The organism is Pelagibacterium luteolum, assembly GCF_900100665.1.
Classification (GTDB): Bacteria; Pseudomonadota; Alphaproteobacteria; order Rhizobiales; family Devosiaceae; genus Pelagibacterium; species Pelagibacterium luteolum.
On sequence record NZ_FNCS01000005.1, the window covers coordinates 1 to 18,763 of the forward strand.

The 18,763-nt window shown below is 60.1% G+C and carries 19 protein-coding genes and 1 tRNA gene; 8 read left to right on the top strand and 12 right to left on the bottom strand.

Annotated elements, in window-relative coordinates; genetic code table 11:
- Nucleotides 1-385: 385 nt before the first annotated feature.
- Nucleotides 386-475, bottom strand: a tRNA-Ser gene (locus BLR31_RS10205).
- A 156-nt stretch (nt 476-631) separates the two neighbouring features.
- Between BLR31_RS10205 and BLR31_RS10210 the strand changes: the two genes are divergently transcribed.
- On the top strand, nt 632-835 hold the full coding sequence (locus BLR31_RS10210; RefSeq protein WP_090595712.1) for a CsbD family protein: 204 nt from the start codon (nt 632-634) through the stop codon (nt 833-835).
- A 58-nt stretch (nt 836-893) separates the two neighbouring features.
- Here the strand turns inward: BLR31_RS10210 and BLR31_RS10215 are convergent, their stop codons facing one another.
- Nucleotides 894-1,601, bottom strand: a complete 708-nt coding sequence (locus tag BLR31_RS10215; RefSeq protein ID WP_090595715.1) for a glutathione S-transferase N-terminal domain-containing protein — start codon at nt 1,599-1,601, stop codon at nt 894-896.
- A gap of 107 nt (nt 1,602-1,708) precedes the next feature.
- Nucleotides 1,709-2,152: a glyoxalase superfamily protein gene (locus BLR31_RS10220; RefSeq protein WP_090596184.1), complete on the bottom strand. Its 444-nt coding sequence runs from the start codon at nt 2,150-2,152 to the stop codon at nt 1,709-1,711.
- Nucleotides 2,153-2,440: 288 nt separating this feature from the next.
- Here BLR31_RS10220 and BLR31_RS10230 point away from each other — a divergent pair, with 288 nt between their 5' ends.
- Nucleotides 2,441-3,205 carry a sulfite exporter TauE/SafE family protein gene (locus BLR31_RS10230; protein WP_090595720.1) on the top strand — a complete coding sequence of 255 codons (765 nt, stop codon included), beginning with the start codon at nt 2,441-2,443 and terminating at the stop codon, nt 3,203-3,205.
- On the opposite strand, the gene BLR31_RS10235 is transcribed toward BLR31_RS10230, so the two are convergent.
- Nucleotides 3,196-4,188 (bottom strand): acetyltransferase domain-containing protein, encoded by a 993-nt coding sequence (locus BLR31_RS10235; RefSeq protein WP_090595723.1) that lies wholly within the window; start codon nt 4,186-4,188, stop codon nt 3,196-3,198. The genes BLR31_RS10230 and BLR31_RS10235 overlap by 10 nt on opposite strands.
- Nucleotides 4,185-6,281, bottom strand: coding sequence for a molybdopterin-containing oxidoreductase family protein (locus tag BLR31_RS10240; RefSeq protein WP_090595726.1), 2,097 nt, complete (start codon nt 6,279-6,281; stop codon nt 4,185-4,187). The genes BLR31_RS10235 and BLR31_RS10240 overlap by 4 nt, the downstream gene beginning before the upstream one ends.
- Before the next feature lie 187 nt (nt 6,282-6,468).
- Between BLR31_RS10240 and BLR31_RS10245 the strand changes: the two genes are divergently transcribed.
- Entirely contained in the window at nt 6,469-7,221 is a 753-nt protein-coding gene (locus BLR31_RS10245) for a transferrin-binding protein-like solute binding protein (protein WP_090595729.1), read from the top strand.
- Nucleotides 7,222-7,505: 284 nt separating this feature from the next.
- On the top strand, nt 7,506-8,768 hold the full coding sequence (locus BLR31_RS10250) for a surface lipoprotein assembly modifier (RefSeq protein ID WP_143009370.1): 1,263 nt from the start codon (nt 7,506-7,508) through the stop codon (nt 8,766-8,768).
- 369 nt (nt 8,769-9,137) lie between these two features.
- Here BLR31_RS10250 and BLR31_RS10255 read toward each other — a convergent pair whose 3' ends face one another.
- Nucleotides 9,138-10,664, bottom strand: coding sequence for an MDR family MFS transporter (locus tag BLR31_RS10255; RefSeq protein WP_090595735.1), 1,527 nt, complete (start codon nt 10,662-10,664; stop codon nt 9,138-9,140).
- Nucleotides 10,665-10,763: 99 nt separating this feature from the next.
- Between BLR31_RS10255 and BLR31_RS10260 the strand changes: the two genes are divergently transcribed.
- Nucleotides 10,764-11,387 (top strand): MarR family winged helix-turn-helix transcriptional regulator, encoded by a 624-nt coding sequence (locus tag BLR31_RS10260; RefSeq protein ID WP_090595738.1) that lies wholly within the window; start codon nt 10,764-10,766, stop codon nt 11,385-11,387.
- Here the strand turns inward: BLR31_RS10260 and BLR31_RS22195 are convergent.
- Both BLR31_RS22195 and BLR31_RS10270 read right to left on the bottom strand, forming a co-directional pair.
- On the bottom strand, nt 11,367-11,654 hold the full coding sequence (locus BLR31_RS22195) for a hypothetical protein (RefSeq protein WP_090595740.1): 288 nt from the start codon (nt 11,652-11,654) through the stop codon (nt 11,367-11,369). The genes BLR31_RS10260 and BLR31_RS22195 overlap by 21 nt on opposite strands.
- Nucleotides 11,573-12,232 (bottom strand): LysR family transcriptional regulator, encoded by a 660-nt coding sequence (locus BLR31_RS10270; RefSeq protein ID WP_176762604.1) that lies wholly within the window; start codon nt 12,230-12,232, stop codon nt 11,573-11,575. The genes BLR31_RS22195 and BLR31_RS10270 overlap by 82 nt, the downstream gene beginning before the upstream one ends.
- Before the next feature lie 107 nt (nt 12,233-12,339).
- Here BLR31_RS10270 and BLR31_RS10275 point away from each other — a divergent pair, with 107 nt between their 5' ends.
- Nucleotides 12,340-12,588, top strand: coding sequence for a YjiS-like domain-containing protein (locus tag BLR31_RS10275; protein WP_090595746.1), 249 nt, complete (start codon nt 12,340-12,342; stop codon nt 12,586-12,588).
- A gap of 54 nt (nt 12,589-12,642) precedes the next feature.
- On the opposite strand, the gene ndk is transcribed toward BLR31_RS10275, so the two are convergent.
- The gene (gene ndk / locus BLR31_RS10280) at nt 12,643-13,065 is read right to left on the bottom strand and encodes a nucleoside-diphosphate kinase (protein ID WP_090595748.1); all 423 of its coding nucleotides are present in this window, start codon (nt 13,063-13,065) and stop codon (nt 12,643-12,645) included.
- Between the two features lie 134 nt (nt 13,066-13,199).
- Between ndk and BLR31_RS10285 the strand changes: the two genes are divergently transcribed.
- Both BLR31_RS10285 and BLR31_RS10290 read left to right on the top strand, forming a co-directional pair.
- The gene (locus BLR31_RS10285; protein WP_090595751.1) at nt 13,200-15,077 is read left to right on the top strand and encodes an ABC-F family ATP-binding cassette domain-containing protein; all 1,878 of its coding nucleotides are present in this window, start codon (nt 13,200-13,202) and stop codon (nt 15,075-15,077) included.
- A 52-nt stretch (nt 15,078-15,129) separates the two neighbouring features.
- Nucleotides 15,130-15,984: a DUF4344 domain-containing metallopeptidase gene (locus BLR31_RS10290; RefSeq protein WP_090595754.1), complete on the top strand. Its 855-nt coding sequence runs from the start codon at nt 15,130-15,132 to the stop codon at nt 15,982-15,984.
- 107 nt (nt 15,985-16,091) lie between these two features.
- Here BLR31_RS10290 and BLR31_RS10295 read toward each other — a convergent pair whose 3' ends face one another.
- The 3 genes from BLR31_RS10295 to BLR31_RS10305 form a co-directional block, all read right to left on the bottom strand.
- Nucleotides 16,092-16,709: a YitT family protein gene (locus BLR31_RS10295; protein ID WP_090595757.1), complete on the bottom strand. Its 618-nt coding sequence runs from the start codon at nt 16,707-16,709 to the stop codon at nt 16,092-16,094.
- Nucleotides 16,709-17,158: a DNA polymerase III subunit chi gene (locus BLR31_RS10300; protein WP_090595760.1), complete on the bottom strand. Its 450-nt coding sequence runs from the start codon at nt 17,156-17,158 to the stop codon at nt 16,709-16,711. Before BLR31_RS10300 ends, BLR31_RS10295 begins: the two co-directional genes overlap by 1 nt.
- Nucleotides 17,159-17,262: 104 nt before the next feature.
- A complete protein-coding gene (locus BLR31_RS10305; RefSeq protein ID WP_090595763.1) occupies nt 17,263-18,750 on the bottom strand; it encodes a leucyl aminopeptidase in 1,488 nt (495 codons plus the stop codon).
- Nucleotides 18,751-18,763: the final 13 nt, after the last annotated feature.

Sequence of the window (18,763 nt, forward strand, 5' to 3'; positions counted from 1 at the left end):
GCCATGTTCGGACCCCAGCCTCTAGCTGCCCAGAGCCTCAGACGAATCCATCAAGTCTCACCACGCGCGTCCCTCCCGCGAAGCGGGTTCGTGCAGGGGGTCGACTGCGGAATGGCGGCTTTCGCCAATTCCTGCTCGGAAGCGGACAGGCGACAACCGGCCCAAAACTCGCCTTCAGCGCAGCGATCAATATGGCCACCGCTCCCGCGAGGTTACCTTTGAACCTCCTCTTACCTTATCGAAAGAGGCAAGAGGTTCGGAGAATATCGCCACGCAGAGAGCAGACCGAGGATTGCAGTGGTACGGCTCAGTTAACAGCATATCACGTGGATCGGCGGGGATGTTCGCATGCCGCTTCATTCAGAGAATGATTTCATGGGAAGAATGGCGGAGAGGAAGGGATTCGAACCCTCGAGACAGTTACCCGCCTACGCCCTTAGCAGGGGCGCGCCTTCGACCACTCGGCCACCTCTCCGAGGCGGGTGGTAGCCCGGATGATGGCGGCAGTGCAAGGGGTTTTTCCCGCTATCGGCACAAAAGTGGTCTCCCCAGCTATTCCGGCCAATCAAACTGTAGGAACCCAGCTAAGGGGTTAAACGTTCTTCATGCATAATCGCAAAGGAGAGCAAAAATGAATCGCGATCAGATGGAAGGCAACTGGAAACAGTTCACCGGCAAGGTCAAGGAACAGTGGGGCAAGCTCACTGACGATGATCTCGATCAGGTTGCCGGCAAGCGCGAACAGCTCGAAGGCAAAATCCAGGAGCGCTACGGCAAGACCAAGGACGAAGCGCGTAAGGATGTTGACGATTGGTTCGACCGCAATCAGTGGTGAGCCGTTGTAGGCTTTAAATATAAAGGCGGCACCTCGCGAAGGTGCCGCCTTTTTTGTTCTATTTGGCGCGCTGATTAAACAGGACCTTTTGGGCGTCCTTGTCTTCTGCGAGGTTTATCTGCTGTTCCTCTGGTAGCTTGACCGCAAGGCCACGCGCGACGGCTGGACGGGCTTTCATCCTCTCCTGCCACGCCGCAACATTGGGAAACTCATTGAGGTCCATGCCTTGCTTTTCCCAACCGAGGGACCAGCTCAGCGTCGCCATGTCGGCGATGGAATAGTCATCCGCAATGAATTGCTTGCTTTCGAGCTGCTTGTTGAGGACACCGTAGAGCCTGTGGGTTTCATTAACATAGCGGTCGATGGCATAGGGCAGTTTTTCCGGCGCGTACTGCTTGAAATGATGGTTCTGGCCGAGCATGGGACCAAAACCGCCCATCTGCCAGAACAGCCATTCGTCAACAAGCACGCGCGCACGCGGGTCTGTGGGATAGAACTTGCCGAATTTCTCAGCGAGATATTTCAGGATCGCACCGGACTCAAAAACCGAGATTGGCTGACCACCCGGCCCTTCCGGATCAACGATCGCGGGAATCTTGTTATTGGGCGAGACCGCCAGAAACTCTGGCTTGAATTGGTCGCCCTTGCCGATGTGGATCGGGTGAACATCGTAATTAACCCCAAGTTCCTCGAGCATGATCGAAATCTTGTGCCCGTTAGGCGTGGGGAAATAATAAAGATCGATCGGCTTTGTCTGCTCGGTCATGATGGCTCCTGAAGCTTTAAGAATTGAGCCGCGACTTCATCGTAATTTGACGATGGATGCAAGCCCTCTCGAACCGGCTCTTCAGAGAAGAACCGGTTCGGCAGACATTATTGCGGGTTGGCGATCACCATATGCGGTTCGCCGTCACTTGTACGACTGGGTGAGATGCCGTTCCGGGTAACCGTAGCATCCACGCGGTGGCGGAACGCTGAGAAACTGTCGAACGTCACCACGTCCACGGGTTCATCGAACTGGATCGTGAGTTTGAACATATCCCCTGCCCCAAGCGCAGCGACGCCGATGATAGTGCCGGTGAACTTCTGCTTGAGAAAGGTGCCCTCGATCCGCTGGCTGACTGCAAAAGCCGGCCCGCGTGTGACTGGCAAAACGCCGGCGGCGGTGTTCCAGTCCCTAAAGCCGTGAAACCGAGCAACCATCTCGAGAGATTGCGCATGAGAGATCGGGCGCCCGGCGTCGAGCTGCGCGGCGCGGTATTCGCGGGCCTCGGTCTTGAGGTCGGACGTGGTCAGATGGGATGCAGGTTTACGCATCGTCTTGTCTCCACGGCGGATTTCGTCTTGGGAGCCCGCATTGCCAAGCACCGCCAATAGATTGGACGATGATTGAGTGTCGCGCGGCCCCGAAAATCGGGGTTGGCGTGGAAGACTTCACCTCAGGGCAAATGCCCCGCGGACGGCTGGCGCTTCAACCAAGCGCTGAGATAGGCGCGGGTCAGGCGGAAGTCAATTGCATTGCCATCATGCGGAAATTGCATGGGAAGTGGTGGCGGCAGATGTGAAAGCCGTTATGGTCCGGCGAAAATCTTCCGGGGTTCAATCGTGACATTCATATTGCTTTTCGCCGCCGGCCTTTTGGGCGGGATGATCAACTCGCTCGCTGGTGGAGGGTCCTTCGTTATCTTTCCCGCATTGCTGTTTGCCGGCGTGCCACCGGTTCTAGCCAATGCGTCAAATACCTATGCCTGCCTGCCCGGCTATGTCAGTGGTGCCGTAGGGTATTGGCGACACATAGCGCCCTATCGCGAAAAGCTCATCGGCTATTCGATGATCGGTTTGGTCGGTGGCTATCTCGGCGCCGAGGCGTTGATGCGGATTTCGGACGCCCAGTTCTCGGTGATTATCCCATGGCTTATGGCATTTGCGGTGACGATCTATATCTTTGGAACCCGGATCAACCGCTGGCTGGCTTCGCGCTCGTCAGGCTCTCGCCACGCGGCGCGCGCGGGCGCGATTGGGCTGGGGCTGTTGCTGCTTGCCATCAGCTTCTATGGCGGGTTTTTCAATGCCGGGCTAGGGATCGTGCTTTTGGCGTGGCTGGCGCTCGCGGGCTATACAGACGTCCACGCGATGAATGGGCTCAAGCTCCTGATATCGGTCGTGGTGTCAGTCGCAGCAGTGGTTCGCTTCGCGTTGACCGGATCGATCGCCTGGGTTGAAGGGTCGGTCGCGCTGGCAGGCGCCGTGGTCGGCGGATTTGCGGCGGCCTATTTTTCGCACCTCGTTCCAGCCAAAATGATCCGAGGATTTGTGATCGTTTATGGCGTCGGGCTGACGCTTTATTTCTTCTGGACCACCTACTCCTGAGCCGGGGCGAGGAACATGTCGTCCAGAACTTCGGTGGCGCATTGATTGGTGAGATCGAGCAGCAGGCTTTCCTCGTCATCGGTGCGCTCGGGCGTTTCGAGCAGCGGCCAGAGATCGTCGCTCTCGATGCGCTCCAGAGTGCAGGCGCAATAGGCCGTGCAATAGGCCGGATCGCCTGCGGAACTGCTGCAAGTGGTTTCGCAGCTGCCGATGAAGTTGTCGGCGCGGCGGGCATCGGCTGCGCCGGTCAAGGATGCGAGGCCCATGAGCGCGCCCAACATGATGGGCTGATGCAACACGTAAATCACAAGGCTCCAGCGGCCCAGTTTTGCCAGGACGCGGGCTGGCGCGTTTGAGCCCTTAATGGCGGCGATTTTTGTGACGAACCCTGTGGCGAGGGCTACGCGCGTGGCAACGATGCCAGCGAGGGCAACACCCAGCCATGGGAATATCGGGACCAAGTCCTCACTGGGCGGGGGGACGTCCCATAATCCGACCCAAGACCATATTTTTTCGCCGAAGATGGGGCTTTGGACGAAAAGGGGCATTGCAATCAGCACGATAGCTGTGAGTGCGACGAGAACGATGGGTGCGCGCAGGAAGGCGAGGCCGATCAGGCTGAAGGCTGCGATGGCGTGGAGGACTCCGAAATAAACGAAGGTTTGCGGTGAAAACGCATAGGTGCCTGCGGTGACGATCAGGGCGGCGCCGAGGATCATCGCAAAGCGGCGCGAGAAGGCGTTCCAGCGGATGCGCTCGCCATGGGCCAAGGTGAGCGACACTCCAGTGAGGAATATGAACGTCCCGACAATGGATTTCTGGAAGATAACCCAAGGGGTTGACTGGGTGGGATCGAAGTTGATGAAGCCAAGGGAGGCGATGTCCCAGGTGAAGTGGTAGATCACCATGGCGACGATCGCGACACCGCGCGCGATGTCGATAGCGGCAATGCGCGGGCGGGATGCGGGGGCTAGAGCGGTCATATCTGTGATGCCCGGACCCAGACGGCGGCATCGTGAAAGGCCGCTCCACCGAATGGCTTGACGGGATCAGAACCGATCAAGACGTTGATTCCCCTGCCCTTTCTATGTGCCTTGTGCGGATGGAGTCCCTCGGCGACGACGACACCGGTCTGCAGGCCGTCGAAAATGCGCAGGGTGAGTTCGACCTCACCGCGGTGGTTGCCGATGGTCACGGCGTCGCCATTTTCCAGGCCCTGACGGAGTGCGTCCTCGGGGTGCATCAGGAGCGAAGGAGTGCCCTCGCGCTTCTGGCTTCCCGGCGTTTCGATGAAGGTGGAGTTCAAGAAAGTCCTTGCGGGTGAAGTGGTTAGGCGGAAGGGGACGTCATCAGAGGTGGGTTCGTTCCAGTCGCAATAGCTCACAACATCGGGCATGTCGGCGGGATCGCACACCCATTGGACGCCGCGCTTGATGCGGGTGGCTTCCCAATCGGGATGGAAGCGGAATTTGCCATCGGCCCAGGCGAAGCCATTGATGTAGCGGGACTTTTCATCCGGCAATGCGCGGTCGACGAAGCCGGTTTTTTCGATCTCATCGAGATCGCCATAGTGAGATCGCTCGAATACGCTGGCCACCAGTTCGCGATCTGTTTTTAGCGAGACCGCAGACGGGGCATCAACTCTTTTGGCTATCTCATTGATAACGAAGTGGTTCGGCTTTGCCTCGCCGGGCGCTTCGAGGATTTTGGGGCCATAGAGGACGCGGGTGTGGCCGCCTCTTGTGTAGTAATCATTGTGCTCGGTGAACATCGTGGCAGGCAGAACGATGTCGGCCATCTCGGCCGTCTCGGTCATGAACTGCTCGTGGACGACGGTGAAAAGGTCTTCTCTTTCAAAGCCTTGGCGGGTGAGATTGTGATCGGGAGTCACAACCATCGGGTTGGTGTTCTGGATCAGAAGAGCTTTCACCGGGGTGTCGGTCTTGAGCGCTTCGGGGTCGCCGGTGAGGACGGCGCCGATACGGCACATATCGATTTCGCGCACGCCCGGCGTCGCCAGGGAGGCGCCGGTGATTTCGGACTTGTCGAGTGCCCAAGTGCCTGAATTTGAATGGAAAGCGCCGCCGCCGCGATACTGCCACGCACCGATCATGGCGGGGATGCAAAGCGCGGCGTGCATGTTTGTGGCGCCGTTGCGCTGGCGCGAAAAGCCATAGCCCAAGCGGAAATAGCTGCGCGGATTCTTGCCGACGAGATGGGCGAACTCTTCAATCTGCGCGACGCTCAAACCGGTGCGCATATGTGCCCATATTGGTGTCGAGTTCTGGATATGTGCTTCTGTTCGGAGGTTGAGATCTGTGTGTTGTGCAAGATAAGCGCGGTCAGCCAGACCATCCCGCAGCAAAACGTGCATCACGGCGAGAGCGAGCGCCCCGTCACTGCCCGGACGGATGAGCAACTGCAGATCGGCCTGCTCCATTGTCGCGGTGCGATAGATGTCGACGACGACAATCTTCGCACCCCGCTCGCGGCGGGCGCGGATGGCGTGCGTCATGACGTTGATCTGGGTGTTGACCGGATTGGTGCCCCAGATGACGACGCAATCGCTTTCGGCCATCTGCTCTGGATTGGTGCCGGTGAGCAAACCCGTGCCGGCGATGTAGCCGGTCCATGAGATCATCGTGCAGATGGTGTCGTATTGACCGGAATAAGCCTTGGCGTGGCGCAGGCGGTCGATGCCGTCGCGGTGCACATGGCCCATGGTGCCGGCGTAGTAATAGGGCCAGATGGCTTCGGGGCCGAACGCGGCTTCGATGTCGAGGAAGCGGCGGCCGATTTCGTCCAGCGCCTCGTCCCAAGAGATGCGTTCGAACTGGCCCGAGCCTTTGGAGCCTGTGCGGCGGAGCGGGTACAGGAGGCGATCGGGGTGATGAGCGCGCTCGGCATAGCGGGCGACTTTTTCGCAGATGATGCCTGCGGTGTACGGATCGTCCTTCGCGCCGCGGACGCGTCCGATGGTGCCGTTATCGAGCACCTCGACGTCAAGCGCGCAGGTAGACGGGCAATCGTGGGGGCAGACTGTGCGGGCGGTGCGGAGGACGAGTGGCTTGTTCATTCATCGACTGTTCATGCTGGTTGGCGGCGATAATAGGGCCTGCGGGGGCAGATGTCAGCCATAGAGGCGAAGTTGCAACACATTGATTGCGATTGCCAAATTGGCTGGAACGAACACATTGGGACCGCAATTTAGCCCACACGGCCATAGTTCATGGCGGTTTCGACAACACCCGGAGGGATATTCGATGGGCACCAAGTTTTTCACGTTTTCCGCACTGACTGCCGCTTTGCTGGTCAGTGGCTGCTCGAGCACATCGCCTGGACCTGGACCCGCGCCGCAGCCGTCGCCGCTGACTTATTCGGCTTTGCAGATGCAGAACGGCTCCAGCTCGACGCGCACGGGTACAGGTACGATCAGCGGGTCGCCCCAGAACGCTACCGTCGAGGTTGCAGGGGCCACATACAATTTCAATCGCTCCACCGGTCCGGACACGTCATATCGTGGCGTCGACGCTTACGCCTATCCAACAAGCTCCAATAATGATGGGGCTATTCTCTATGTCGGCGACCATACGCAAGCGGCGCTGATTGCCGATAATACTGTCAATCAGCAGGCTGTCGTCGTTCTCAACGGCAACAGGACATCCGCCTCGAGCATGCCGACACAGACGGCCGTTTATGATGGTCTGTGGTCGCTCTCGAGATCTACTGGTGGCACCAGTGCCGCCGGACAGTTCGCTGCGGGGGTTAATTTCGATAGCCGTACCTATTCGATGGACCTGTACGATTCAAACACCCTCGTTGGTGGCGGATCTGGGGTCGTTCGCGGAACCGGATTTACGGGTGATTTGCAGACATTCGCAAATTCTGGCTTTGCATCGGATAACGGTGTCGATGGACAGTTCTATGGCCCTGGGGCCGCAGAAATGGGCGGGCTGATCAGCGGTCAGTCTGGCAATGCCGCCACCGCTGGTGCGCTCGTTGGTACTAAACGCTGATCTGCGGTCCACTTTAGCGCTCGCGCCTTAGCCGTCTCTGTGACTGGACCCCGGGAATAAATCCCGGGGTGAAGGAGCGTAGGGATGATGTCGGGGTGACCTATATGCGTGGAGCACGGAGGTGGTTTGGCCTTTAAGATGCACTTGGGTTTGCGGCGTGTTTTCAAGAGTTCTGGTGGCGCGTATGCGCGCCGCTTTTTGTTGAGTAATTTACAGTAAGGTCCGTGTTTTGGACCCGGGGGTATCTGTTGCACCGCGTTGGACAATTCGTTTTTGGCATCCTGATGACCGGTTTGGTGATTGTGCCGGCCTACGCGCAAGGTGTTTCGCTGACGTCGCTCGACCAGGCGCTGGCTGCGGGGAATTGGCAGCAGGCGGATTCGATTGCGGTGCAGCTCGATGCGCAGGCTGGTCAGGGTGATATCATGGCTGCCTACGCCGCTTCCGTTAGGCATGCGGCCAATGGGCAGTGCCAGGAGGCGACGGTCCTGGCCGATCTGGTGATCGGCACCCTGCCCTTTTTCGTGCCGCCTTATCTCGTATCCTATCGTTGCCATGCGGAATTGGGGCGCAATGACGTTGCGGCGGAGCGGCTGACCTCGCTGCAGGCGATTTTGCCTGCCGGGCCTGAGCGTGATCTCGTCGGGCAATTGCTGCGTGACCAGGAATCGCGCGATCGGCCATCGTTCAGCGGGTATGCGGGGGTTGTGCCATCGACCAATGTGAATAGGCAGACTGGGGCAAGTGAAATTGACGGCGGTCTTTGGGGCGTCGGACAGATTCCGGAAGAGGCGCGGGGCCAGCTCGGTGTGCTGTTTCAGCTTGGTGGCGCGATGACCGTGCATTTGGCCGAGGGGCAGGACTGGAGCCTTTCGGGTGTTTTGCGGACAGATATTCGATATTCGACCGCGGACGAGACGTTCGAGCCGAGCCTTACCGCCGAACTGCCCGTCAATTTCGCGCTGGCCGGATCGGCGCGGGCGGTTGTCGCGCCCTATGTGACAGTGGGATTTGAAAACGACGCACATGTGCGGACCGAGGCGGGCGTGCGCAATACGCTGTCGATACCCGTCACGGCGCAGCAGCGGCTGGCGGTCAATTTCCGTGCGGCGGCCGTCGATCGTCCGCTGAACCCCGAGCGCAATGGGGCGATCATCGATGGCGCGGTTTCTTTGACCAGCACGCTAACGCCCAATCTGAACCTCACGACGACGGCGCGGGCGATCTACAATCATACCGACGACCAGACGTTGAGCACGCTCGAAGCGACGGGAACGGCGCGGCTGGATGCATTTATGGATGGTGGCCTGTTGCTGGGCCTTGAGGGCACTGCGGGGCAGCGGTTTCACGCGCGCCCTGCCCCGTTCGAGCTCGACAATCAAGTCGACACGTTCGTTTCGGGCAGGATCGATGCCAGCCACCGCGGGATTACCGTGGGGCCGTTCATGCCATCGATCTATTACGAGTACACCAATAGCTGGTCGGACAATGTGTTTTACACCTATGACAGCCACGATGTCGGGGTGACGTTGCGCGCGAGCTTTTAAGACTCGGCGTAGCTGGCGTGTCAGCGGCGCGGGTCAATCTTTGATTCGGAGTATACTGGGTCCAGGGTCTTCGACCGGGATGACAGTGGTGGGTGTGGTGATGCTGGGGGCACAGTCGAAGAGTGCTTGTCGCCGCTTGTCGATCACTCGCAGTCATGGCGCGCACTGAGCTCATCGCACCCTTCGCCCTCAACTTGAGAAGGGAGACGGGGCGTGCATAAAGGAGTTCTTGCAACCTCAAACTTCGTCTGGGACCTAAGCCGGGATCCAGTATGCGCGGCGTTTGTGCCGAGATTTCCCGCTAAGGTGCTTGGCAACTGCCCTCACCCGGCCTAAGGGCCGACCTCTCCCCTGAGGGAGAAGTGGTGGCTATTCGGCGGCTTGGGGTTCGGCGTCGGTGTCTTCGGTGGCGGGCAAACGGTCGGACAGAGGGATTTCGACGAGGAGCCAGCCGATGGCGAAGGCAATGACGGCGGCGGCGGCGGCGACCCAGTATATGGGGTGAAGCGCAGAGACGTAAGCTTCGAGCATGGCTGCCTGTTCGGTGGCGGGCATGGCAGCAAGGATATCGGCGTTAAAGCCTGCAGTACCCTCATCGTGGCCGATGGCGGCGGTTTCGAAGGCTAGTCGATTGGCAAAGATGGCGCCGAGCACGGCAACGCCGAGTGAGCCACCGATCTGACGGAACATCTGCGCGCTGGCTGTTGCCACGCCCATGACGGTGTGGGGCACGGCATTCTGGATGGCGGCGACGCCGACGCTCATGATCGGGCCGATGCCGACGCCGACGATGAAGGTATAGAGCACGACCAGGGCAAAGGGGGTCTGGGTGCCGAGGGTCGAGAGCAGTGTTGCGCCGATGGCAAGCATGGCCGATGAGATGATCGGGAGCATCTTGTAGCGCCCCGTGCGCGACATGAAGAGGCCCGAGAGTGTCGATGAGCCGATCAGGCCCACCATCATCGGCAGGAGCGCCAGCCCGGCCTGAGTGGGTGAAAAACCCTGAACGATCAGGAGGTAGGACGGCATGTAAGTGATGGTGCCGAACATCACGGTGCCGACGATAAAGCCGATACCGTTGCTGACCAGGAACGCGTTGTTGCGGAACAGGTAGAGCGGCAGGATGGGCTCGACGGCGCGGCGTTCGACGATAATGAAACCGACCAATGCCGCCGCTGCGATGACCGGCAGGATCAGCGCCTCGGGGGCTGCCCATGGCAGGATGGTACCGCCGATGCTGGTGTAGATAACCAGTGCAGACAGTGCCGCAGCCAGAAGAATGGCGCCAACATAGTCGATCTTGTGCTGCTTGCCCTTTTCGCGTGTTTCGAACGCAATGGCGATCACGGCAAAGGCGGCGATGCCGACCGGCACGTTGACGAGAAACAGCCAGCGCCAACTCAACGCCTCGACGATGACGCCGCCGATCAGCGGGCCGATGACGGTGGAAAGGCCGAAGGCGGCGCCGATGAAGCCTTGTGCTTTGCCACGTTCGCGCGCTGGGAGCACGTCGCCGACGGCGGCCATGGCGGTGACGATGAGGCCCCCGCCCCCAAGGCCCTGGATAAAACGGCAGACGACCAGCATGGTGAGGTCGACCGAAAACGCAGCGATCACCGAGCCGAGCAGGAAAAGGCCGATGCCGATCTGGAGCATCAGCTTGCGGCCGTACATGTCACCGAGCTTGCCGAAGACCGGCGCAGCGACCGTTGCAGCGAGCAGATAGGCGGTTATGGCCCACGAGATGAACTCGATGCCGCCGAGATCGCCCACGATGATCGGCAGAGCCGTCGTGATGATGGTCTGGCCGAGAGATGCGGCGAGAAGGGTTGCGATTACGGCACCAATGACCAATTTGACGTTGGCGGGGTTTTGGGCCGGTGCGGAATGCGACATCGGGTGCTCCGGATTGAAAGTCGCTTGATATATCTGCCTGTGACATTTACATGTCAATAGCATGTAAATGCGTTCGGCACGGATTTGGAGTTTCGCCCAATGCAGGATCGACACGAGACGCTACGGATTTTGCTCGACAAAAGCGGGCACGACGCCGGGTTGGCCGAAGCGCTGATGCGGATCGATGCCGTGGCCCAGAACTGGCGGCGCAAGATGCATAAGCGAGAGCTGGGGCATCGGGCGCTGGCGGCGCTTGGGCTCGATATCGACCTCGCCCAGCTCGACGTGCTGTTCGCCATCGCCGCGCCGCATTACGAGTTCGAGAGCAACGCTGAGGCCGAGACAATGGTTTCGACGGTTGCTGAAAGATTGATGATCGACCCGTCGCGAGCCAGCCGTGTGGTGGCCGAGATGGTCAACGCCGGTTATGTGCGCCGGGCGGTCTCGCAAAAGGATTCGCGGCGGACGGTGCTGGAATTGACGGCGGCGGGGGATGCGATCGTGACCGCGGTGCACAGCTACAAATGGTTATTGCTGAGCGAGTTCTTTGCCGGCTGGTCGGACGAAGATCTTGCAGTGTTCGTGCCAATGCTGGAGCGCTATTCGGACTGGATGAGCACTAGCGAGAGCAGCGAGGAGAAATTTGCCGATCAGATCGGCGATCTCGCAAACTCCATTGCGGCCGCGCGGGCCGAAGCGGGATCAAGCAGCAAGAGCGGTTGAGTTGAGCTCGGCCTTGATGTGGCTGATGAACACGTCGAGGATCGGGGTTGCGGCCCCCGTGGCGCGCTTGATTCCCATTTCGGCAATGCCGAGCGGATAGCGGGCGTCCATATCATCGAGAATGCGCAGGCCGGGACTGATGAACCAGGCGGGCGCAACGGCAACGCCCAGACCGTCGCGCACGGTCAGCGTGATGAGCGCCGCATTTGAGGTGGTGAGCGCCAGGCGCCATTTGCGGCCATCGCGCACGAGTGCTGCGGACGCCATTTCACGCCATGAGCAGCCTGCCGACCATGCGCATATGGGGACCGGATCGTCATGGTGCGGGGCGTAGTTTCGCCGCCGAACCAGTGGAGGCGATCCGAGCGCAGGATTTCCGTGTCGCTGTCGCCGGTGCGGCAGGAGATGATCGCGGCGTCGAGTTCTCCCGCCTCGAGCAGATCGCGCAACTGACCGCTTGAGCCGGTGGCGACCTCAACATGGACGGCAGGATGGACCGCTGCGAAACTGCGCAGCGTGCCCGGCAGGAATGCCTGGGCGTATTCATCGATGGCGCCCAGACGGATGCGACCGCTTATTTCGGGGGGCTTGAAGGCCCGAATGGCTTCGTCGTTCAGCCGGACCATGGAGGCGGCGTACTCGAGGAGTTTGAGGCCATCGGGCGTCAAGACGTTGCGGCGGCCTTTCTTTTCGAACAGGGGCACGCCGACGATCTCTTCGAGCCGCTTCATTTGCGCGGACACCGTAGACTGGGTCTTGTTCACCCGCTCGCCGGCAGCGCCAAAGCTTCCCGTCTCGGAAATGGCGAGGAAGGTGCGGAGGAAGTCGGGATCGAGGGACAACATGGGCGACGACCTTTCATCGGATTTATCGATGATAATAGCCAAAAACATTCGTTAGATCAATTCGTCGTGCAGGCGCACAGTCACTCATCGGAATTTGGAGATGAGCAATGACTGTTTTTAATAGAGATGAATTTTGGGATGAGCGGACGGGCGCCTGGCAGTTGGCGCGGCAGCTGGTAGCAAGCTGGTACAGAGGTTTGCGCGCGCGTCGGGAACGGCGGGATGCCCTGATCTATATGTCGGAGATGGCGGACTGGCAGCTCAAGGATATCGGCCTGCATCGCGGCGATGTGCATAGGCTGATCGGGCGGGAGAAGATCATGCAGGACCGGGTCGAGCGCATCCAGCCACATTAAAAGAGGGCCGCCCCGGCTGGAGCGGCCCTCGGAGATTTTGAAACCGATCGGGCGTTAGCCGACGATCTCTTCGTCTTTGAAGAAGAACTTGATTTCTTCGGCAGCAGTTTCCGGCGCGTCGGAGCCGTGGACGGAGTTTTCGCCGACCGAAAGCGCGAATTCCTTGCGGATGGTGCCGGCGTCGGCGTTTTCCGGGTTGGTGGCGCCCATGACTTCACGGTTCTTGGCGATAGCGTCTTCGCCTTCGAGGACCTGGATGACAACCGGGCCTGAAATCATGAAATCGACCAGTTCACCAAAGAAGGGGCGTTCCTTGTGGACCGCATAGAAGCCTTCGGCCTGTTCACGGGTCATCTGAATACGGCGCGATGCGATGACGCGCAGGCCTGCATCTTCGAACTTGGAAATGATCTTGCCGGTCAGGTTGCGCTTGGTGGCGTCCGGTTTGATGATCGAAAAGGTGCGCTGAATGGCCATTTGTCTTGGTCCTTATGGGGAATGGATCGGAGAAGGTGGCGCCTTTTAGCCTCCATCCATGGCAGTGGCAAGTCGGGCCGTGGCGGGGTGATGGCTTGCGCTTAGTGCCAAGCAACGATACTCACCGCGCCATCATGCTTACCATTACCGATCTCCACTACAAGATTGCCGGGCGGCCCCTGTTCGAGGGGGCTTCCGTGACGTTGCCGACGGGGGCAAAAGCCGGGTTCGTAGGCAAGAACGGATCGGGCAAGACGACACTGTTTCAATTGATCCAGGGCTTTCTTGCGCCCGAGCAGGGATCGATCGACATCAATCGACGGGCGCGGATCGGGGCCGTGGCGCAGGAAGCGCCCGCCAGCGCGATGAGCGTGCTGGATATGGTGCTGTCCGCCGACAAGGAGCGCACGGCGCTGCTCGAAGAGGCCGAGACCGCGGAAGACGCGCACCGGATCGCTGAAATTCATATGCGGTTGGCCGACATCGACGCCCATACCGCCGAGGCGCGGGCCAGTTCGATCCTCAAGGGCCTGGGATTTTCGCTCGAGCGACAAAACGGGCCGTGTAGCGAATTATCGGGCGGTTGGCGGATGCGCGTGTCGCTGGCGGGCGTCCTGTTCTCGCAGCCCGACCTGCTGCTGCTCGACGAGCCGACCAACTATCTCGATCTCGAAGGCACGTTGTGGCTAGAAAAATACCTAGCCACCTATCCCTATACCGTCTTCATGATTTCGCACGACCGCGACTTGCTCAACAAGGCGGTCAATTCGATCATCCACCTCGAGCGTGGCAAGCTGACCTTCTACAAGGGCACTTACGACGTTTTCGAGGAAACGCGCCGGATGCAGATGGAACTGCAGAACAAGGCGCGGGAGAAGACGCTCGCCCAGATCGAGCACATGCAGAAGTTCGTCGATCGGTTCAAGGCCAAGGCAACCAAGGCCAAGCAGGCCCAGAGCCGGGTGAAGGCGATCGCCAAGCTGCGACCGCCAGAGGCGCTGTTCGACGAATATTCGGCTCCGTTCAGCTTCCAGCAGCCGAAGAAGTCGCCTGCTTCGCCGATGATCACTTTCGACAATGTGTCGGTGGGCTACGGCGACAAGGTCATTCTGGGGCGGATCACCAATCGTATCGATCCCGAGGATCGGATCGCCCTGATCGGGCCGAACGGGAATGGCAAGTCGACATTCGCAAAGCTGTTGTCGGGCGAACTCAAGCCCATGGGCGGACAGATGTTGCGCGCCAAGACGCTCGATGTTGCCTATTTCGCCCAGCACCAACTCGATCATCTCAAGCCCGAACAGACGCCTTATGAGCATATCGTCGATCTGATGCCGCTCGAAAGCGAGGCGAAACGCCGGTCGCGCGTGTCGCAGATGGGGCTTTCGACGTCGCGCATGGACACCAAGGCCAAAAACCTCTCGGGTGGTGAACGGGCGCGGCTGCTGATGGGAATCATCACCTTCGGCGGTCCGGGCATGCTGATCCTCGACGAACCGACAAACCATCTCGATATCGACAGCCGCGACGCGCTGGTGCACGCGCTCAACGATTATAAGGGCGCGGTGCTGATCATTTCGCACGACCGGCATCTGATCGAAGCGACGTGTGATTCCCTGTGGATTGCCGAGGGTGGGACAATCTCGGTCTTCGATGACGATCTGGACGGGTATCAGCGCTCGCTGACGTCGAACGGGACGACCAGCAATGGCGGCGGCGCACAACAGGCTGGCGATCGCAAGCGCGAGCGGCAGGAAGCCGCAGCGCGCCGAGCGGAGCTGGCACCGTTGCGCAAGGAGATCAAGGCACTCGAGCAGAAGATCGAGTGGAAGCGCAAGGATTTGGCCAAGGTTGACCGGGAGCTTGAAAATCCGGCGATTTACTCGGGTGACCCGGAAAAAGCCATTCGGCTTGGAATCGAGAAATCGAAGATCGAGGACGCGATTGCCGCGCTTGAAGACCAGTGGCTGGAAAAGAGCGGCCAGATGGAAGAGGCGCAGGCTGAGAGTTGACGGCAGCGCGCGATTGGCATTTGCTGATCGGGCAAATTAGACGGGGATTGGCATGTTTGGTCGGGTGATATTTGCGTTGGCCCTGACGCTGGGTGCGTCCCCTGCCCTGGCGCAGAATCTGACCAACGCGCAGCGCGATGGCGCGATCGAATTCGTGCTCAACAACACGCGGCACACGATGCTGCATGAAATCGGGCACCTGCTGGTCGATCAATTGGACCTGCCGGTGCTCGGGCGCGAAGAAGACGCCGTCGATATGCTCGCGACACTTCTGATCCTCGAAGCGGGGACAGACGCCGATTTCGTGGCGCTACAGGATACGATCGATGGGTGGCTGCAGTCGGAGGTCACTCGGCCGTCGCGCGGGTACGTAAACTCAGATTTCTACGGGGCGCACAGCCTCGATATCCAGCGCTCCTATGCGATCGCGTGCCTGATGGTGGGAAGCGACTACGCCGAACATACACGCTATGCGACACGGGTTTCGCTACCGATCGATCGGCAGCAGAGCTGCGCCGAGGACTACCGCGTGGCCGAGAAGGGCTGGCGGGCGGTGCTCGATCCGCACCGGAGAGGGCCAGGCATGGGAAGCGCTCCGATCACCGTTCGTTACGACGACAGCGGAGATCTTCAGGAGATCGAAGATCTGCTGCGTCAGTCCCGAGTGCTGGAGACCTATGCGGATTGGGTCAGCAAGTCATTCGTTCTGCCCAACACCGTGACGATGACCGCAGAAGTTTGTGGCGAAGTGAACGCGTTTTACGTGCCGAGCGATCGGCAGGTGATCCTCTGCTACGAATGGGTCGACTTCTTTTACGATCTCTATGTGGAAGAGATCATGCCCGTGCGGGAGCATTTTGCGCTGATGCGGAAGCTCAAGCTCGATAAGCTGGGGCGCGTGGAATAGGTGCGCTGATCTCTACGGGCTGGTTTGAGCCCTTAGCTTAGTCTGCGCCGGATGCCGGGAATGAACACCGGAACGACGGTTGGGGGCGCTCCGATCACTAAATAGCGTCAGCTCATGCCCATATAGCGGCCGGGTTTGTGGTTGAGCAGGATGACCAGGCTCATGGCGCCGGCACCAACGATCGAGAGCAGTACCCTGTCGAACGGCAGGATGAACAGGGCGGCGGCGAGGATCACGAGATCGATGCCGAACTGCACGTAGCCGGCCGGGACCTTGTAGTTTTCCTGCAGATAGAGAGACAGGATGTTGACGCCGCCCAGGCTCGAGCGGTGGCGGAACAGCGCCAGAATCCCCATGCCCATCAGCGTGCCGCCGGCGATGGCGGCAAATAGCGGATCGATCCCTGAAATGTTGAGCCATGCGGGCATGAGCGAGGGATAGACCGACACCAATCCGACCGCGAAAAAAGTCTTGAGGGTGAACTTCCAGCCCATGCGCAGGAAGGCCAGGACGTAGAACGGCAAGTTCACGACGAAAAACACGATGCCGAACGGAAGGCCCGTTGCGTATTGGACGAGCAGCGCAAGGCCCGCGGTGCTGCCGGTCGTGATCTGCGCTTCGGAATAGAAGGTGACGCCGAGGCCGACAAACAGCGTGCCCAGGAGAATGGCAAGAATGTCTTCGACGGGCGTATGGCGAACTTTCGTGTCGAAGGGCGCTTCCATCAGGCTTTCTTGCTCCAGCGACCGTCCTGGTCCTGCTGCCAATAGGTGAGGTTGAACTGGGGTTTCAGGTCTCGCCAGATCTGGCGCGCTTCGGTGACTGCGTCGGGGTCGTGGCCGTTGAAGATATAGACCAAACGTTCGTAGCCCTCGACAGGACGTGGCGTGGCGCGATCGACGAAGAACCGCACAGTGGCGGCGTTGGGATTGGTCTCGTCATCGGTCAGGATGACGGGCTGCTCGGCGTCGGTTTCCGTGCGCGTTGCCGCGCCGTGGGGCAGGAAAGCATCGTCGGAATATGTCCAGAGCGCACTGTCGAGCACTTCGAGGCGTTCACGGCTGCCCACTTCGACGACGGCGCGCCAGCCGCGCTCGAGGGTTTTTTCGAGCAGCATGGGCAACACCGAATCGAGCGGACGTGTTTCAAGGTGATAGAAGAGCAAATCAGTCATCGTTTTGCCTCTCGGGCAGCACCGCGCTGCGGCGCGCGCGACACGGTAAGCAAGATGCTCGCGCGGCTCGTTCGTGCGTCTCGCGCGCCGCTGCGAGCTTTGCCCTATTCATAATTGTCGGCGATGAAACGGTCCAGAAGCGCAACGCCGAAGCCCGAGGCCCAGGAGGTGTTGGTTTCGGACGACGGGCCACCAAACGCGGTGCCGACGATATCGATATGGGCCCAAGGGGTGTCGCCGACGAAATTGGCAAGGAAATGGGCAGCGATGATGGCGCCGCCATTGCGTCCGCCCTGGTTCTTGATATCGGCGAACCGGCTCTCGATGAGCTTTTCGTAGGCCGGCGACATTGGCCAGTGCCAGACCTTTTCCCCCGTTGCGAAGCCGGCAGACATCAACTGGTCGGCAAGTTGGTCGGTGTTAGTGAAAAGTCCCGCGAAATCATGGCCCATGGCGACAAGCATCGCGCCCGTCAGCGTGGCAAGATCGATCATAAGGCGCGGCTTACAAGTTTCGCGCGTGTACCAGAGCGCGTCGGCCAGCGCGAGGCGGCCTTCGGCGTCGGTGTTGATGACTTCGATGGTCTTGCCCGACATCGCTTTGAGGATGTCGCCGGGGCGATAGGAATTGCCGTCGGGCATGTTCTCGGCGAGAGCGACGACGCCGACGGCGTTGATGGAGGCTTTGCGGAGAGCGAGGGTTTTCATGATGCCCAGGACAGCAGCAGCGCCGCCCATATCGCCCTTCATGGCGTCCATGTTGGCAGCGCCCTTGATCGAGATGCCGCCGGTGTCGAAGACGATGCCCTTGCCGACGATGGCGATGGGGGCGTCGTTCTTTTTGCCGCCCTTCCAGTGGAGCACCGCAACATGGGGTGGACGCACGGACCCCTGCCCTACGGCTAGCAACGCGCCCATGCCGAGGCGTTCGAGGTCTGTGACGGCGAGGATCTCGACCTCGAGACCGAGCGAGGACATATCGGTGGCGATGGCAGCAATGTCGGCGGGGCCGAGATGATTGGGCGGCTCGTTGACGAGGTCTCGGGCAAACATCGTGCCTTCGGCGACGGCCATGGCGCGGTCGAGGGCGGATTGTGCGCAATCCATCTTCGGGATGTGGAGGGTCAGCGCCGTCAGCGCAGGGCGATCGGATTTGTCCTTGGCCTTGTATTTTTCGAACCGGTAGCTGCGCAATTTCGCACCGGCCGCAAGCGCTGCGATCATTTGCGGTGACGAATCATCCTCATCGATCACGATCGCGGCTTCGGAGACCCCGGCGGCGTCCAGCTTGGCAAAAAGCGAGCCGCCGCGATCGGACCAGGCGGCGATTTCGGGATTGGCAGCTTCGGCGCCGCGACCCAAGACGATGAGACGCTCGAAATCGATACCCGTTGGGGCGGGGATATCCACAATGTGGCCGGGGCGACCGGCGAATCGGGTCGCCTTGGCGATCTTTTTGAAATCCAGGCCGGTGGATTGCCAGAGCTGGTTCGACCGCGCACCAAAATGGCCGCTTTCATCAGTGTAGAGGACGAGGGCAGCGCCCTTGGCGGGCATTTTGTCGGTCAGCGCGATCGAGAGCGTATCGGACACGGGGTGGCTTCCT